This window comes from Terriglobia bacterium (assembly GCA_020073495.1).
Taxonomy (GTDB): Bacteria; Acidobacteriota; Terriglobia; order Terriglobales; family Acidobacteriaceae; genus JAIQFD01.
This window is the reverse complement of record JAIQFD010000003.1, coordinates 627387-643895: the sequence shown is the minus strand read 5'-3', so window position 1 is coordinate 643895 and position 16509 is coordinate 627387. Positions and strand designations below refer to the sequence as shown.

The 16509-nt window shown below is 61.7% G+C and carries 12 protein-coding genes and 1 tRNA gene; 10 read left to right on the top strand and 3 right to left on the bottom strand.

Annotated elements, in window-relative coordinates:
- The first annotated feature begins 423 nt into the window (after positions 1-423).
- Together LAN37_10160 and LAN37_10155 are read left to right on the top strand one after the other, a co-directional pair.
- The gene (locus LAN37_10160) at positions 424-4509 is read left to right on the top strand and encodes a TonB-dependent receptor (GenBank protein MBZ5647574.1); all 4086 of its coding nucleotides are present in this window, start codon (positions 424-426) and stop codon (positions 4507-4509) included.
- Positions 4510-4959: 450 nt separating this feature from the next.
- Positions 4960-9474, top strand: a complete 4515-nt coding sequence (locus LAN37_10155; GenBank protein ID MBZ5647573.1) for a VCBS repeat-containing protein — start codon at positions 4960-4962, stop codon at positions 9472-9474.
- A 79-nt stretch (positions 9475-9553) separates the two neighbouring features.
- On the opposite strand, the gene LAN37_10150 is transcribed toward LAN37_10155, so the two are convergent.
- Positions 9554-9796 (bottom strand): hypothetical protein, encoded by a 243-nt coding sequence (locus tag LAN37_10150; GenBank protein ID MBZ5647572.1) that lies wholly within the window; start codon positions 9794-9796, stop codon positions 9554-9556.
- A gap of 64 nt (positions 9797-9860) precedes the next feature.
- Positions 9861-10457 carry a hypothetical protein gene (locus LAN37_10145; GenBank protein ID MBZ5647571.1) on the bottom strand — a complete coding sequence of 199 codons (597 nt, stop codon included), beginning with the start codon at positions 10455-10457 and terminating at the stop codon, positions 9861-9863.
- A 135-nt stretch (positions 10458-10592) separates the two neighbouring features.
- On the opposite strand from LAN37_10145, the gene LAN37_10140 reads away from it, so the two are divergent.
- The 4 genes from LAN37_10140 (at position 10593) to LAN37_10125 (ending at position 13060) form a co-directional block, all read left to right on the top strand.
- Positions 10593-10670, top strand: a tRNA-Glu gene (locus LAN37_10140).
- 356 nt (positions 10671-11026) lie between these two features.
- On the top strand, positions 11027-12187 hold the full coding sequence (locus LAN37_10135) for a DEAD/DEAH box helicase (GenBank protein ID MBZ5647570.1): 1161 nt from the start codon (positions 11027-11029) through the stop codon (positions 12185-12187).
- Between the two features lie 234 nt (positions 12188-12421).
- Positions 12422-12595: a hypothetical protein gene (locus LAN37_10130; GenBank protein MBZ5647569.1), complete on the top strand. Its 174-nt coding sequence runs from the start codon at positions 12422-12424 to the stop codon at positions 12593-12595.
- 120 nt (positions 12596-12715) lie between these two features.
- Positions 12716-13060, top strand: a complete 345-nt coding sequence (locus LAN37_10125; GenBank protein MBZ5647568.1) for an RNA-binding protein — start codon at positions 12716-12718, stop codon at positions 13058-13060.
- 145 nt (positions 13061-13205) lie between these two features.
- Here LAN37_10125 and LAN37_10120 read toward each other — a convergent pair whose 3' ends face one another.
- Complete coding sequence (locus tag LAN37_10120) at positions 13206-13430, bottom strand: hypothetical protein (GenBank protein MBZ5647567.1); 225 nt, start codon at positions 13428-13430, stop codon at positions 13206-13208.
- Positions 13431-13657: 227 nt separating this feature from the next.
- Between LAN37_10120 and LAN37_10115 the strand changes: the two genes are divergently transcribed.
- The 4 genes from LAN37_10115 to LAN37_10100 all read left to right on the top strand — a co-directional run bounded on the left by LAN37_10115 (position 13658) and on the right by LAN37_10100 (position 15215).
- Positions 13658-13822 carry a hypothetical protein gene (locus LAN37_10115; GenBank protein ID MBZ5647566.1) on the top strand — a complete coding sequence of 55 codons (165 nt, stop codon included), beginning with the start codon at positions 13658-13660 and terminating at the stop codon, positions 13820-13822.
- A gap of 202 nt (positions 13823-14024) precedes the next feature.
- Positions 14025-14345, top strand: a complete 321-nt coding sequence (locus tag LAN37_10110) for a hypothetical protein (GenBank protein MBZ5647565.1) — start codon at positions 14025-14027, stop codon at positions 14343-14345.
- Between the two features lie 79 nt (positions 14346-14424).
- Positions 14425-14775: a hypothetical protein gene (locus tag LAN37_10105; GenBank protein ID MBZ5647564.1), complete on the top strand. Its 351-nt coding sequence runs from the start codon at positions 14425-14427 to the stop codon at positions 14773-14775.
- Between the two features lie 11 nt (positions 14776-14786).
- Complete coding sequence (locus tag LAN37_10100; GenBank protein ID MBZ5647563.1) at positions 14787-15215, top strand: hypothetical protein; 429 nt, start codon at positions 14787-14789, stop codon at positions 15213-15215.
- The last annotated feature ends 1294 nt before the right edge of the window (positions 15216-16509 follow it).

Below are 16509 nucleotides of genomic sequence, written 5' to 3'. Positions count from 1 at the left end.
CCCTAGCCCCATGTCATAGGGGGGTCTGTGACGCAAATCACAGAGGATTGAGGGGGTGACGTCGTAGGGTCGATTGGGATTTTTCCCTGTTTTTTCCGGTCGAGTAGTGGCAGAATTCTGCCGCCCCCACGACTGAGGCGAAAGAACCGACGTGCCGCCGGTGTTCGTGCTGCGGCAGACTCTTGACCGCAAAGTCAAGGGCTCTAGGTTTGAAACATTTGAAGGCAAAGAAAGTAGCCTTTTGAATTGTAAAGTGATAGTAATTCAACGGCTTAGTAACCAGCGTAGTAATGGTGAGGCGACACTTATCGCCCACCCTTAGATGGAAGCAGGAACGATGCGCCATGGGAGCCGCTTCGCTTCAGGAGAGCCTTCCAGGAACCGATGAATTCTTCCACGGTCGCATCCAGCGGAGGAGAGGACATGAGCTGGAACACACGCTGCGCCATTCTACTTCTCGTGTTCGTTCTGGGTTGCGCCGGATCGCTGTTCGCGGCATCCCAGAACGCGGTCATTTACGGGACCGTGTACAACGCGGGCAGCAATCCGATGCCGGATGTCACCGTCATCCTGGAGAACCGCGCCCTCGGATTTTCGCGAACCGCCGTCACCGGCTCCGATGGCTCCTACACATTCTCGGAGGTGCCTCCCGCGGACAACTACACGGTGACCGCGAAGCATGGCGCCAAGCAGATCGACCAGCGCACCGGAATCACGGTCAACGTCGGCGACGAGCGTGTGATCCTTCCGCCGCTCACCGAACAGCCCGAGGTAGCGGCCGGCGCTCCACCGAAGCCGGCAGGCCCAGTCAAGACGCAGCCCACGGTTCGCAATGAGACGGTCAGTTCGGCTGTCAGCGGCGTGGTCACCGGCGACCAGTTGCGCTCCCTTCCTCTTTATAACCGGAACTTCCTCGTCCTCGGCCTGATCACTCCCAATGTCCACGATACTGAACAGGGCTCAGCGCTGACCGGGGCATCCTTCAGCGTGGCCGGAGCCCGTCCCAGCCAGAACGACTTCCTGTTGGATGGCACCGACAACCTGGCGAGCAGCAGCAACCAGGCCATTCCCTTCCAGGTCAATGACTCGATCCAGGAGTTCCGCGTCACCTCCTCCACCGCGAACGCCGAATACGGTCGCAACCTGGGTGGCACCGTCAACGTGGTGACCAAGCGCGCCGGCAACGCCTTTCACGGCAGCGTCTATGGCTACTTCGGCAGCGACGTCCTGAACGCCGACAATCCACTCTCGCTCTACAACGGCACTACATTTGATAAGGCCGCGGCCTACGCCGGTACGGTGGGCGTTGCGCCGGTACTCGACCCAACGGCAGCGCAGTATCGCACGCCGTTCAGCTACAACCAGTATGTGGCCAACGCTCAAGCGGCGGGCTATTGCACAAACTCCCGCGTTGGCGCCTTCCCGGCAAACACGTGCGTGGCCAACACCGATGGTCTGAACACGTTCTTCGATCCGGCCCAGATTCTCAAGGACCACAACCAGTTCAAGCAGCCGTTCGACTCCAAGCAGTTCGGCGCCAGTGGGGGCGGCGCCCTGATCAAAGACAAGTGGTTCGCCTTCGGCAGCTACGAAGGCACGCGCATCGACAACCCCAACCCGATCCTGGAGCGCGTTCCATCGAGCTTCGACACGACGTACCATGGCTATCCGTTTGCTTCGGGCCTGGGCGCGGCCGATCCCAACTTCGTCCAGGCACAAAACATCCTCAAGCTGTTCCCGGCGTCCAACATCAAGGCTCTGGGTTCGGGCGCGGTGCCTGGCGTCCTCGAGTTCTTCCAGGGCGAGACACCGAACTACACCCACGTCCACAACTTCCTCTTGCGCACCGATTTCAAGAAGTCGGAGAACACCGATTTCACGTTCCGCTACGTGGGCCAGATCCTGAACCAGTTGCATGACGACACCTTGCCCGCGGTCGGCTCGTATCCGGGTAATGGCGCCTTCCGCGAAGCAGTGAACCACAACGCGAGCTTGTCCTTCAGCCACAACTTCACGAAGACGCTGATCAATGAATTACGCTTCGGGTACAGCCGGTTCGACCTGGGCGAATCGGCGCAGGACGCCAGCTTCGACGCCACTACATTGGGTCTGCCCTTCAAGCAGATGCCTACCATCCTGCTGAACGGGATTGATACACAATCGAGCGGTGCCGCGCCGGGAGTTCTCGGGGCCTATGCTGGGTGGCTGGACTTCGGCGCCGGCGCCCCGAGCCTCATGTTCCCATGGTCCGATTCCCGCTTCCCGTTTGCGCGCCTGGGCGCGCCGCTGGGGGCACCGGCCGAGCGCCGCGATTCCACCTTCTCCGTTACCGACAACGTCTCCTGGAACCATGGTCACCACAACATCAAATTCGGCGGCGAATTCCGCCACCTGGACAACGACGTGTTCAACGGCGCCTTTAACCGCGGCCTCATCTACTCCGGGAACATCGGCGAGTTCACCAGCGACAGCGAAAGCTGCAACGTAGGGTCCGTTGCGTGTCCCAACAATGCCTTCCGCCGGCCGAGCTTCGATTTTGCCCAGTTCAACCCCGCCTACAGCGGCAAGTTCAGGTCCTGGGTGGTCGCAGGCTACCTCCAGGACACCTACCGCGCGCGCAAGAACCTGACCTTCAATTACGGTCTCCGCTACGAGTACTTCTCGGTTCCGCGGGAGATCAACAACAACATCTGGAACTTCGACCCGGCGTCGAACGGCATGGTGCAGCAGAACGGCACCGCCGTCCAGGACCCCTACGGCAATCTTTGCGGGGCTGTCGATCCCCCGTGGGGCGTCCTTACGGCCGCGTTCGGGGGCTTCCCGGTGCAGGATTCCTTCGGCAATCCTACCTGGATCAATGGCACCGGCTGCAAATCGACGAGCACCAACGGCTACAACCAGACCGCGCGTTCCAACACCTTGAATTTTGCCCCGCGCGCGGGCATTGCCTGGAATGTCCGCGGCGATGAAGTCGCCCACCCCACCGTGGTGCGCGTCGGCTTCGGCATCTTCTACGACCAGGCGCCGATCAGCCAGATCTCGCAGTTGATGTACAACCGGCCGATCACGTCCCCGAATGCAATCATCGGACAGGGCTTCAGCGGCCAGGCCGGTTTCCCGCTCGGTGGCGCCTGCGGCGGCAATTACCAGTGCGGCTTCGGGAACTCCCTCGTACAGGCGGGCGCGCTGGCAGCCACCACGCTCGACGGCGTGAATCCGAACAGCTTCTATGCTTCGATGCAGCAACCCTTCGCGATCTACGCGCGTGACACGGGGCACTCCAATACCCCGCATTCCTTGCAAGCCAGCGCCTCGATCCAGCAACAACTTTCGCCCAAGGTGACCGCGGAAGTCGGATACGTTGGCATGATCGGGTATTATTTGCCGGTTGTGTACGACCAGAATTACGCGAACGAATGGGGCCACGTCCGCCTCTGCACCGGAGGCGTTGGCAGCCCAACCTGTCCCGACGCCAGCAGCCCCGGGAGCAACCTGTGGTTTGACAACATGTCCCAGTTCCCCATCTACACTGTCACCAACCGGGGCGATTCCAACTATCACTCGGTGATGGCGCGCGTACGGACGGCCGGCTGGCACGGCCTGCGCCTGAATGTCGCCTACAGCTACTCCAAGTCGCTCGACAATTCCTCGACCGGCATCTACCCCACTCTCCCCATTTCTCCTCGCAACCTGCTCTTGGGATATCAATTCTTGGAGAACGGGAGTTTCCCGACACAGAATCTCCTAGGTACCTTCACGGGGGCACTGCCCCCTGCGGGCTTAGGCTTCGCCCAGCCGGTGTTTCCGTTCATCGACTTCAGCACCGGAGCTTTGACCACCACCGGCGCCGGGCGCGTGCTGACCAGCCCGTACCTCATCCCGCAGGACCCGTTCCACTTCCTCGCCAACGACTACGGCCGCTCGGACTTCGATTCCACCCACCGCCTGACCGTGGACTACGTCTGGGAAACGAAATCCTCCAGCAAGCTCTGGGATATGTGGGCATTCAGCGGCATCTTCACGGCCCAGACGGGCCAGCCGTTCAGCATCTTCGGCGGGCCGATCGCCGGAGGGATCACGCAGCGCGCCGAGCTGGGAGTCCCGCAGAATCAGATCCTAATCACGGATAACCCAAACGGAGCGATCGACCCCACCCAGTTCATCTTCCTGCTCAGCGACGTCTGCCCGGCGCAGGTGGTGGCCAACAATGCATCTACCTTCATGCCGATCCCAGGTCAGGCCTGCATCGGCCGTACCGGTCGCAACGCGTTCATCGGCCCGAATTTCGTCAACATGAACTTTGCCATCCAGAAGGGCTTTACGCTCGGAGGTGAGGACAAGAAGCTGTATCTCCGCGCCGAATTCTTCAATCTTTTCAACCGCGCCAACTTCTATAACCCGATCAGCTCGATCAGCGACAATGGCTTTACCCCAAGCGGCGACTTTGGCACCATCAAGTCGGCGCACGATCCGCGCCAGATCCAGTTGGCGGTGCGCTTCAGCTGGTAGACATTCACCGGCCCTCCTGGCGCAGGAGGGCCACTTCCCAGCCGCAGCTTCGAAGACTTCGACCTGCGGCTAGGAAGTGACGAACAAGGGCCCGCAGACCGTTCGGCGCGGCCTGGATCGCGGCTCGCAGTGCCTTGTGTGAGTACGCGACGTCACGGGATTGATTGAAGAGGGTTTTGGTAGCAAGCCAGGTTACCAAAGGCACCGGCAACGGGCCCTAGGTGCTTGACTGTGGCAGGCCAACAAAAATAGCATTTCAGGCCCTGCCACGTGCACTCCCCCAGTCGCGCCTATGTCTCTCCTCCTCCGAGGAGGCGCGCTTTGTTGGCTGTGAACTGAGACGAGTCAAGCAGTCGGGCGTTTAAACGAGATTCTTAAGACCGCTTCACCGAGGAAGCTGCAGTGCGCATATCCAGAGTAGCTGGATGGATGTCAGGGAGGAATGCCACCATGAGCCGGACCCGCCTCATTGTTTCCGCGATTTTCATCGTCATCCTTGGATTGATCGCCGTTCCCGCCGTTTGGGCCGGCGGATTGACTCCGTCCTCGGCGTCGCCCCTCGCCACCAGCGCGAAGGGGAGCGCCGTGTTATTGGTCGACCTGGACGGCGACGGCAAGCTCGATCTCGTGGTGGCGGAAGGCGCGCCCGCCAATCAGGTCGACATCTATCAAGGCAATGGCTTGGGCGGCTTCACGCTGAAGCAGACCATAGGAGTGGGCGCAAACCCGATTGCGTTGGCGGCAGGTTCCCTGACCGGCGCCGCAAACCCCGACATCGTGGTGGCGAACGCCGGCAGCGGCAACATCACTGTCCTACAGAACAACGGTGCTTTCGGCTCCCCATTCACTACTCTTGGGCCCTATGCCCTTCCCGGTGGAAGTCCCAGTCCACTGGCGGTGGCCGTTGCGGACATGAACGGCGACGGATTCCCTGACGTGATCGTGGCCGATGGCGCCAACGATCAGGTCGACATCCTGCTCGGCAATGGCATCCCCGCTCTGGCGCTGACGCCTACCGCCAGCACTCCCTATGCCGTGGGCTCGATTCCCGCCGCTCTGGTCGTATCCGATTTCAATGGTGACCTCGAGCCCGACGTTGCCGTAGCCAACTCTGGCGGCGGCACGGTAACCATCCTCACCAACACCACGGTCTTCCCCGATCTTCTCGACGTGACCTTCGCGGCGGCGGCGACGTCGACCGTTGGGACTGGGCCGATCGCGATCGCAGCGGGCTTCGTGGGCCCGAGCGGCTCACTCGACCTGGTGGTCGCGAACACACTCAGTTCGGACGTCAGCGTGCTCCTGAACAACGGCGCGGGCGTCTTCCCCGCTGCCGCGGCCAACACCGCGGTTTCCGGAGCACCCACGGGCATCATCCTCGGTGACTTCAATTCGGACGGCAAGAACGACATCGTCGTCTCCGCCTCCGATGGCGCCGACATCCTCTTCAATAACGGCTCCGGGGTATTTGCCCCACCGTCCGTGAATTTCCCGACCGGCGGCGGAACCAACCCGGTCGCAATCGCCGTTGGCGACGTTGGCAAGCCTCCGAACCTTGCCCTGGACGGCCGCGCCGACGTGGTTATAGCCGATGCCAGCGCAGCCCAAGCGTTCATCCTGCTTGGCACCCCGTTCTTCAAAATGACTGCTGTACCCGTCAGCGCGCAGGAAGGCGTGGCCTTCCCGCCGCCGCCAACGTCCATCTTCACCTTCCAGTACGACAACGACGCCAACCCCGCACACTTCACGGCCACCGTCACCAACTGGGGCGATGGGGCCGTTTCCGATGCGGAGAATGTCACCTGTGCCGCTCCTCCGGTCTGCGTCGTCGATGCTTCGACCACGCCTCACACCTACGCAGATCCGGGTGCGGAAGGCGCGAAGATTATCAATCTCACGCTCACCAACACGACGGACAGCCAGTCCATCAATGCGACCAGTTCGGCGACTGTAGCGGATGCCCCGCTCAGCCCGGCCGCGACCCCGGATCTCCCGAACGCCGCTTCGCCGCACACCTATACCGGCGTGACCGTCGCGAACTTCACGGACGCCAACACCACGGCATTCAACACCGACTTCAGCACCAGCATCGACTGGGGCGACGGTAGCCCGGTGGACAACTGCGCTGCCCCGTGCGCTACTGTGACCGGGCCGCAGGGTGGCCCCTTCGTCGTCGCGGGCACGCACACCTATAACGCTGTCGGCAATTTCGCGATCACGACCACCATCACCGACAGCGAGGCGACCCAGTCGCCGTCGGCGCCGATCCAGGTCACGATCCACGCCAACATCACCTCCATCACGGCGACGCCGGTGACCTTCGCCGCGATCGAAGGCAAGCCGATGGCCAACGGAGTCACACTGGCCACATTCATTTCCGGCCGTGCCGGCGCGGTCCAAGGGGATTTCTCCGGTGTCGTCCAGAACTGGGGCGACGGTGCATCGGAGACCGAAACGGTCACGGGCGTCTTCCCCAATTTCTCCGTCGTCACAAATGCCTCGGCCCACAAGTATCCGGACGAGGGCACCTTCACGCCGGTCGTCATCGGGATCACGGACAACGTCGACTCGAGCGTTGCGACTGTGAACAGCACCGCCAATGTGGCCGATGGCCTGATAACCGTGACTGTGAACGGCGCCGTGACAGCTACCGAAGGAGCGGCCTCGATCGGCAACATCGGCAGCTTCACCGACGAGAACACGCTGACCACGACGGCCGCCTACACGGTCACCATCGATTGGGGTGATTGCGGCGGCCCCTGCGCCTTTGTCCCTGCCACCAACGTGAACGGCAACACCGGCGCCTTCACTGTGGACGACACTCACACCTATGTGGAAGAGGGTTCCTTCACCGTGCGTATCAAGGTGGTGGACATCGACTCCTCCCAGACGGTGACCGGCTCCGGCGCGATCACCGTGAACGACGCGCCATTGGTCGTGGGCAGCCTGGCGGTTCTCCCGGTCACCGGCGCGACGTGTAATCCTCCAGGCTGCGCAACGGGTCCCGGCAACACCCTGCTGGCCAACGTGGATACGTGGAATGGCACTCTGGCCGCGTTCCAGGACAGCAATACCGGTGCTCCGACTACGGACTTCACCATCGACATCGCCTGGGGTGACACCCAGACGACCAACTGCCCGGCACCTTGCGCGCTGGTGCAGACTAACGGGCCGGCCGGCGACTTCAAGGTCGTGGCCAACCACATGTTCATCAAGGCGGGGACGCAGTTGACCCCCGTCACGGTGACGGTCATAGATAAGGGCGGCGCTGCGCCGCTAGGCCCGACTCCGGGCACTGCGGCCGTGGTCACAAGCATGAGCAATCCCGGTCCGCAGGCCATCACCCCGACCGAAGGTGTCGCGTTCACCAACCAGGTGGTCGCGACCTTCACCTCGAATCGCGCGGGCGCTGTGGCCGGCGACTTCAACGCAGCCGGCACCAGTGTCAACTGGGGTGACGGGAACACGGACAACGCCCCCAGTGCCAATCTCTCCATCGTGTCGCTCGGCGGCGGAAACTTCCAGGTGCAGGGCAACCACAAGTACGCCGAAGAGAACCCGATCGCCTGCGGGGCGGCAAGCTGCCCGCTCGGCGTCACCGTCAAGGACAACGTCGACGGAAGCTTACTGAACGTCAACGGCGGCACCGCGACCATCGCGGATGCTCTACTGACGCCGTCGGCGGTGGCGGGGCTGGGCCCGGTCAATGAGGGCACCGCTCTCACCAACGTGACCGTGCTCACCTTCACCGACGCCAACACCGGCTCACCGGCTTGTCCGGGCGCAGGCTGCGACTTCACCGCCACCATCGACTGGGGTGACGGCACCGCACCCAGCGTTGGCACCGTCACCGGAAACCTGGGTGGACCCTTCACCGTCACTGGCACGCACACCTACGCCGAAGGCGGCCTGGACGCTGCAGGGCCGTTCTGCGTGGCTGGGGCGCCGGCGACCTGCCAGATCCATGTGACCGTCAATGACGAGGGCACCCCCAGCGCCATCCCCAACTTCAACAGCACGTCCGCGCTAGTGAACGACGCGCCGTTGTCGAATCCGGTCGGTGTGATCCTCACGCCTCCGGGCCTGACCGTGACCAACGTGGTGCTTGGCACCTTCCACGATGGCAACCCGAACGCGACTGCGGCCGACTTCAATAACGCCGGCAGCACCATCAACTGGGGTGACGGCAACACCGATACTGCTCCCAGCGCGAACATCTCATTCGTTCCTTTGGGCGGCGGCAACTTCCAGGTGAGGGGCAGCCATACCTACGCGACTCTCGGCCAGTTGTTCTCCGTTACCATCACGGTCGCTGATGCAGGCGGAGCGGCGGCGGTCGTAATCCACAGCAGTATCACCACGCCGACCACCGCGGGGGCCGTCTTTAACGGCTCGGCGTCGCCCCCGCAGTCGCTGATCAAAGCAGGTCAGTCCGTGGACATTCTCATCACGGTGTCACCCAACCCGAACGCCCCACCCTTCCCCAACGCGGTGCAGTTCACGGGATGCACCATCCTGTCGGGTCCGGCGGCGTCTGGCCTGACCTGCACCTTCAACCCCACCTCAGTACCTGACGTGCTGAACATCCACCAGGTCCACATGATCGTCCAGTCCTTCGCCCACGTCGCCATGCAGACGGCGCCGCCGCGGCCGGGACGCAATGGTCTGATGCAACTGGCGCTCCTGCTACCGGCGTTCGCGGGAATCTTCGGCATGGTGCTGCTTGGTTCGCGGAAGAGCAAGCGCCGCACCCTCCTGTGGTGGGGCGCCGGCTTCCTGCTGCTCGCCGTCCTGTTGGCGGGTTGCGGCGGCACTGGTCTCACGCCTCCCCCGCAGGGTGGCAGCGGGACTCAGCCCGGGACGTATGTGCTGCAGGTCAACACCAACTTCGGCGCGGCGGTGGCGCCCTGCAACATCAACGGCACGGGGCCCTGCATCACCGCGACGGTGACGGTTACCCAGTAATCTCAAACTGAATCTCCGCCCCGGCAGAAATGCCGGGGCTTTTTCTTCTGTGTTTGTGAGGAGGTCGATTCGTTGCGGCTTACTTCATCCGCGACAGGCGGGCGTTCAGATCTTCCAGGGCATCGTTGAGCAGCTTGATGTAGCGGGGTTCGCGGGCGATCTCCAGTTGCTGGACGACGCGCGCACGCGCCAGCTGCAGCGACTCTCGTTGCCGGTGCCGCACGATCTGCTCCGGCGTCATGGCGCCGTGTGCGGCGGCTGGCTTGTCCTCGGCGGATTCCATCTGGGCTTCGACCGACTTGCTCTCCCATCCGCGGGCCATAGCTCGATTATAGGACGAAGCGGCGCCTTCCGGCGGCGGCGCAGACTGGCCGGAACCCGCGGCGTCACTGCACGCGCTGTAGTCGCGCGATCAGCTTCTGCGCCAGATTCTCTTCCGACTCCGACCACAGCAGGCGCCCTGAGATCCCGCAATTTCTCTCCACTGCGGCGGTGAATCCGACGAGCTTCTGCACGTTGGCCTTCACCCGTGCCTCGGCCTGCGAGGTGAGCGGGAGGTCCTCGAATAGGAATGGCGTATCGAGCCCGAAATCCACCCGAATGTGCCCGTTCTCGCGGTAGGAGCCCTCGTCGAAGCCCAGGCCGCTGGCCACCAGGCTCACCGGCGAGGGCCGGTCGATCCACACCTCTCCGTGCTCCTCACTCGGGGTCCAAAGGTCCCACAAGGCCTCGAATTCGTAGGCATAGTCCTCGTGCAGGAACTCCCCTGCCAGCGCCGCGGCGCGCTCCGGATCGGCGCGATAGTCGAAGCTTTCCTCGAATATGATGGGCTGATCCCATCCTACCGGGTGCACCGCGAGGTGCCCGATTCCGGGAAACTCCAAGGAATATGGAAACTGCTTCATCACGGAGAGCACGCGCGGCAACACTTCGCGCTCGGTGAAGCTGGGAAACCAGAGGCTGAGATACAGCGAGTCGGCCATGGCGTACCGACATTGTACAGAGCCGCGCACCCGTGGTCACTGGCGCCCTCCCCTGTCCGAACACGCGCTTTGACACTGTTTCGCGCGCACTGGTACAGTAGAAGTTCGCCATACGACAATCCTGCCACGCAGAGCGTCCCCGTCGTCTAGCCCGGCCCAGGACATCGCCCTTTCACGGCGGTAACGCGGGTTCAAATCCCGCCGGGGACGCCAAGATTCTGAAGGACTTCTTGAAATCTCCCGGTTTGCCCGAAGGTTTGAAAGGGTTTGTTAACCAGGTACTCCCACAACAGTTGGACATGCCTGGATTAGGTAGCCTTCCCCCTCAAGTGCTATACTGACGTTGACGCTAGTAGCCACGGTTCGCTTGTGGTGCGGCAGTCCGATCGAACCATCCGGTCTGGCCCCTCCTAAGTCTTCCTGCTCTCCGTTCGTTCCAGCGCCAATTTACCTGAGCGGCTTCCTTTGTACCGTCGCGAATCGCATGCTGAGTGCGTCTCGCGAGACGCCTCTCCAGAAAGCTTACGATTCGAATGATGAATTTCTCCGAAATGCCACTCTCTGCCGCAATGCAGAAGAGACTGGCCGATGCCAATTTCTGCATTCCCACACCCATTCAGACAGCGGCGATCCCGCATGCACTGGCTGGGACTGACCTGATGGCCACGGCGCCTACGGGCACCGGTAAGACTCTCGCCTTCGTCGTCCCCATCATCGAGGGCCTGATGAAGCGCAAGCCCTGCGGTGTTGAAGTGCTGGTGCTCGTGCCTACGCGCGAGCTTGCCATGCAAGTGCACTCACAATTTGAGCTCTTCCGAGGTGGATCCATGCCCCCGGCCGCACTGGCGATCGGCGGACTGCCGGAGCACCGCCAGTTACAGGAGCTGCGTTCAGGCGCGCGCGTGCTGGTGGCAACTCCCGGCCGACTGGAAGATTTCCTCGGGCGCAAGCTCGCGACCCTGCGCCACGTCAACGTGCTGGTTCTGGATGAAGCCGACCGCATGCTGGACATGGGATTTCTGCCTTCGATCCGCCGTATTGTGGCGGCTGTGCCGACGGCGCGGCAGACGATGTGCTTCTCCGCGACCCTGGAGGCCTCAGTTGCCGGTCTGGTGAACGATTACCTTCGCGACCCGGTCCGGATCGCCCTGGGATCGACACTCAAGCCCGCTGAAAGCGTTGAACTGCACGCGTTCGAGGTGAACACTGCCGATAAATTTGACACCCTCAGTCACCTACTCCGTGCCGAAGAGGGCCGCACGCTGGTGTTCGCCCGCACCAAGCGCGGTACGGAACGCTTGACCAAGCATTTGATTCGCGATGGGTTCCTCGCTGCCATGATCCACGGCGATCGCTCCCAGTCACAACGCACGGGAGCGCTGAATGGCTTCGAGCAGGGACGATTCAAGGTGCTGGTCGCCACCGACGTGGCTTCGCGCGGACTGGATATCGAGGACGTCGCCCACGTCATCAACTACGACCTGCCGACATTGCCGGAAGATTTCATTCACCGCGTCGGTCGTTGCGGCCGTGCTGGCGCGCGTGGCCGCGCTTCGACGCTGGTATCTGCTGCGGAGGTGATCGAGCTGCGCACCATCGAGCGGGTTCTGAAGCTCCGGCTGGAGCGCAAGGAGATCAGCGGCGACATCTCGGCCCAGAGGTCTTCCAGGCCCCGGAACACGCTGCTGGGCCGGACCTTGCAGCCCATGCCCGGCGAGGTTTTCGCCTGATCGACGTACGGTAATGGACCTGGAGCCGTTACTCCGCGGGTGAATTTCCCCGGCGGCTCCTGGTTCTCGCGTATACTGAAAGTGTCTCCTTTCGCACTGTTGCGCGCTACGGCATGGCGTTCTCTGCGCGACCAGACGGAAAGTCGGACCCCACACGCTTAGCTCTCGTCCTAGACCGGCATTCATCCCTTCAACGTTCTTAGCACCATTGGAGCCCCGCCGGAGGTCCGCAGCATGAGTTCTCGTCCCACGTTCAACAAGCGTCAGAAAGAGCAAGCTCGAAAAGAGAAACAGCGCTTAAAGGCCGAGCGCAAACAGCAGCGCAAGCTGGAAAAGGCCGCCGGCCATAACGACGACATCGCTACGGAGATCCCTGCCTTCGTCCCCAGCGAAGACCAGAGTTCGTAAGCGTCCGAGCTCGCCGGACACATTCTAGGCGGCTCGTAAACCTTGACCCGAGACAGCTTGCGACACGCGGGCTTCTCAGAAACGATTCCAGCTTTGTGGAATCTTCGGAAGGACTTTCCTGTGAAGAAACTTTACGTTGGCAATCTGGCGTTTTCCGCTACTGAAGCCGAGATTCGTGAGATGTTCACGGCTTACGGCGCGGTGGAAAGCGTTTCGCTCGTCACCGATCGTGATACCGGCCGGTCGCGCGGCTTCGGCTTCGTCGAAATGACGAACGATGCTGAGGCAGCAGCCGCTATTACCGGGCTGAACGGCAAGGACTCGGGCGGGCGCCCGCTCACCGTGAACGAGGCGCGACCCAAGACAGAGCGCAGCGGCGGCGGCGGTTCGCGCAGCGGCTCCCGGAGCGGCGGTCGGGACGACTATCGCGGACATGCGCGCCAGCCGCGCGAGCCTCGCTGGTAAGCGCGGGAGCTTAGGAGCAAGTTTCCTCCCTACCCTGATCGTCTCGGACTTAGTGCTTCGTTGGACCCTTCGCAACATCGTCGCCAGGGGCTCGCCGAGATGTGTGGCGCGATTGCGTTGCCGCTGCCAACAGCGGGAGTGTACGTCAGACCTCGCTCTTCGCCGTGAATCCCCACGCCATCAGCAGCTCCGGCGGGACATACTTTAGGTCTTTGTTCTTCAGGACCCATTCTCTTAGTGGGGTCGAGTCCAGATATTGCTCCGGAGAGAGCTCGAGCACCTTCACCATGTACTCGAAATCACTTCTGGTCACCGGCGCCCTGATTGGGTCGGGTTTGCCCCAAGATGGGTTCCCGCGTCGTTTTGACATGCGCGTCACCTTCTGACCGAACAAGCGTCTTCGGCCTTACTAAGGTGGGAGGATTTCAGATGGGCTGACTTAGTTCAGGAGATCTGAATGAGTGAGTAGAGAAGCTCGCTCAACTCCCACGGTAGGCTTATGCCTTCGTGCTGTCAATATCCGGGAACGCTGGGTAGAGGTGAAGTTAGAGATCCACATGAGTAGCGCCGTTCACTTGGCGGGCGTAAGCTGTGGACATGGCAAAGAAACGCACCAAGGCGGATAAGTTACAGCGCAGCACGGAGCGGGTTGAGAAGCGGGATGATGCCCTACCCGAGGAATCCGAGACCAAAGGGACGCGCGAGGACGTGAACCAGGCCGCTGCGCGGACCGTGCGTGCGGCTACCGGAAAGTCCGGATGAGCTGGGTTGTGGCCTGCAACTGAGTACTGCGTAAGGCGTTGCCCAATCAGCGTTCGCTGGCCGACATTGACATTCCTGGGAAATGAGCCTAACCTTGATAAAGAGCGAGCAGTTTCCCTCCTCTTTCAGATTCTCTGAACTAAGTCAGTCTCTCTGAAGTCCTCCCGCCTTAGCCTGCACGGCCAACCTTTAGGAGGTTGAAATGTTTGCTCGCAACGTATCCGTCCGTCTGAAACCGAATTCTCTCAGCCAGTTCACCCAGACATTCGACAAGGATGTCCTGCCCATCCTGCGCAAGCAGGCGGGTTTCCGCGATGAGATCACCCTGGCTTCAGAGGACGGCATGCACGTGACCGCAATCAGCATCTGGGAGACCAAAGAGCAAGCCGAGGCCTACAACGTTGCCGCCTACCCTGACGTGCTGAAAAGCCTGGAGAAAGTGCTCGATGGAGCGCCGAAAGTGCGCCTGACCAAGGTCACCAACTCCACCCTGCATAAGCTCACGGTCGTAGCAGCGGCCTAGCCGGACGTGTCACTCGGGTCAGCGTGGGGCGGCAGGAGCTGCCCCGGCTCACCCTGGGATCGGCGGAATCGAGGTTCCATTGCTCACCAAGATCATGAAGTGGGTATCCGTCATGACGCTGCTCGGCGCCCTGTTGTGGCGTCCGTCCGCCGGGTACGCTTTGACGCTGCAATTCGTCGTGTGCGCAGCGGCGATCCTGGTGGTCGTGCAGTCATTCCAGATCGGAAAAGCTGGATTCGCGATCGTGTTCATGGTTGTTGCCGCGCTCTTCAACCCGGTAATCCCGCCGGGCCTTTCGCGGACAGTCTTCCTTGGCGTGGGCACGGTGTCGCTCGCGCTCTTCCTGCTGTCTGTGTTTGCCCTTCGCTCGCAACCTCGATTTTCCATCGCTTCCATCACCGATCGCACTCCAGGAAGCGAGTCGCTATGAATCCTCCTGCCATGAACGGCCTTAAGGTACGCAGTGTGCTGATGCTCTCGGGCACCCTCATGCCGGAGTCGTTTCCCCTCCACCTCAAGCCATACTGGAAGGCCTGGCGGCTCATCGGCAATTCAGACGCACACACTCTCGACCGGGACGCTCGCCGCGCCGGCTGGAGCTTTTTTTTCATCAAGGGCACGGTTCAGGCATACATGCTCGGCTCTGGGACGGAAGGTACGCTTCGCAGAGCAATGCGGCGGATCTTCGCCAAGGTAAAGTATTCCGGCTTTAATTGCCTGGAGGTCTCGGAAGTTATCGTGAGCCGTTTCCTGGGGATACCCTATGTGCGCGTGACTGCCCACTCCAGGCACTTCCAGCGAAGCAACATGCTGGAACCGCTCAAGCAACGAAGCCGGACGATCGCGGCTGCGGCGTGGTCTGTAGGCTAATCCGGGTCGTAGGTTGATTCTGCGGACCTGGGTGATTGAATTTTGGGAGGCTGCTCCTTACGAGTGGTTCTGCGGATTATGCGCCATCCATTGAGAACGCTGCTCTACGAATTGCTGATCGAACCTTTCGCACAATTATGGCGGAGGGTAATGGGATGAAAGCTCGCTGACTATCGCGCGAAACTTTAGCGGCCGGGAATCGGAGTCCGAAGCAAACGAAAGCAGGAACGACCATGCATGTGTTCCGGGAAAGAACAGGTATCCTCCGCCCAGTCTACCGTCCGGTGGGTAAGGGCTTCAGTGATGCCGACATTGCTAAGAGACTCAACCTCACTGAAGCTCGGGCCGACGGCTGCGTTTCTTGGATGCTGTACCTTCTTGATTTCAACCGGCGCAGACAGTTGGAGATTCAGGCTGATGCGACATCGCAGCGACTGTTAAGGAGGAACGCTTGCCCCGACACAATGTGATATTTCCGTCGGAGATCAACGCGCGGAAGACTTTATGGGTGCTGGCGATCTGCCTGAGCCTTCTGCCGGTCCTTGCATTCGCGCAGTCGTCCGCGGACGACCCGATTCTGTCGACCTGCGCAACATCCTCTAAACCCTGCGACCCAACGCTCGCCGGGCATCTGCGCAACGTTTCCGCTTGCCGGCAGGGGTTGCAGTCTTGCGACCGCTCCCAGCTCACCCAACGGGAGATCAACGCTCTGGCCACCGCCGATTACCAGCGCAACATGACCGAATGTGAGAATGGCTGGAAATCTTGCAATCGCTCCAACCTGACCCCTCGGGATGCCAGGGCTGTCGCGGCCATGGAACGCCAGCGAAACGTCTTCGACTGTGGGGAAGGAATCAGGCCCTGCGACAGCTCTAGACTGACCCCAGCGGAGGCACGCGCAGCCGCCTTTGCTGCGCACGAGCGCAACGCCTCCGATTGTGGGTATGGCTGGAAATCTTGCGACCGCTCCCAGCTGACGCAGCAGGAAGCGGCCGCTGTCGTCGCCGCCGCGCACCAGCGCAGCCTGTCGGATTGTCGGGATGGGACATCCTGTGATTATTCGCTACTATCGAGGCGGGAGGCGGGCGCGGTCGCCCGCGCTAAGCACGATCGTAATCTCTCCCAGTGTAGGAGCGGCTCGGCATCGTGCGACTACTCTCAACTGACTCAGGCCGAAGCGGGCGCGCTAGCGGTGAGCGAGCATCATCGCAATTACACGGCATGCGCTACTGGGTTTGGCTACTGTGATCGCTCCGGACTGACTGCTTCAGAGGATGGAGAGTTCCCCGCGGAG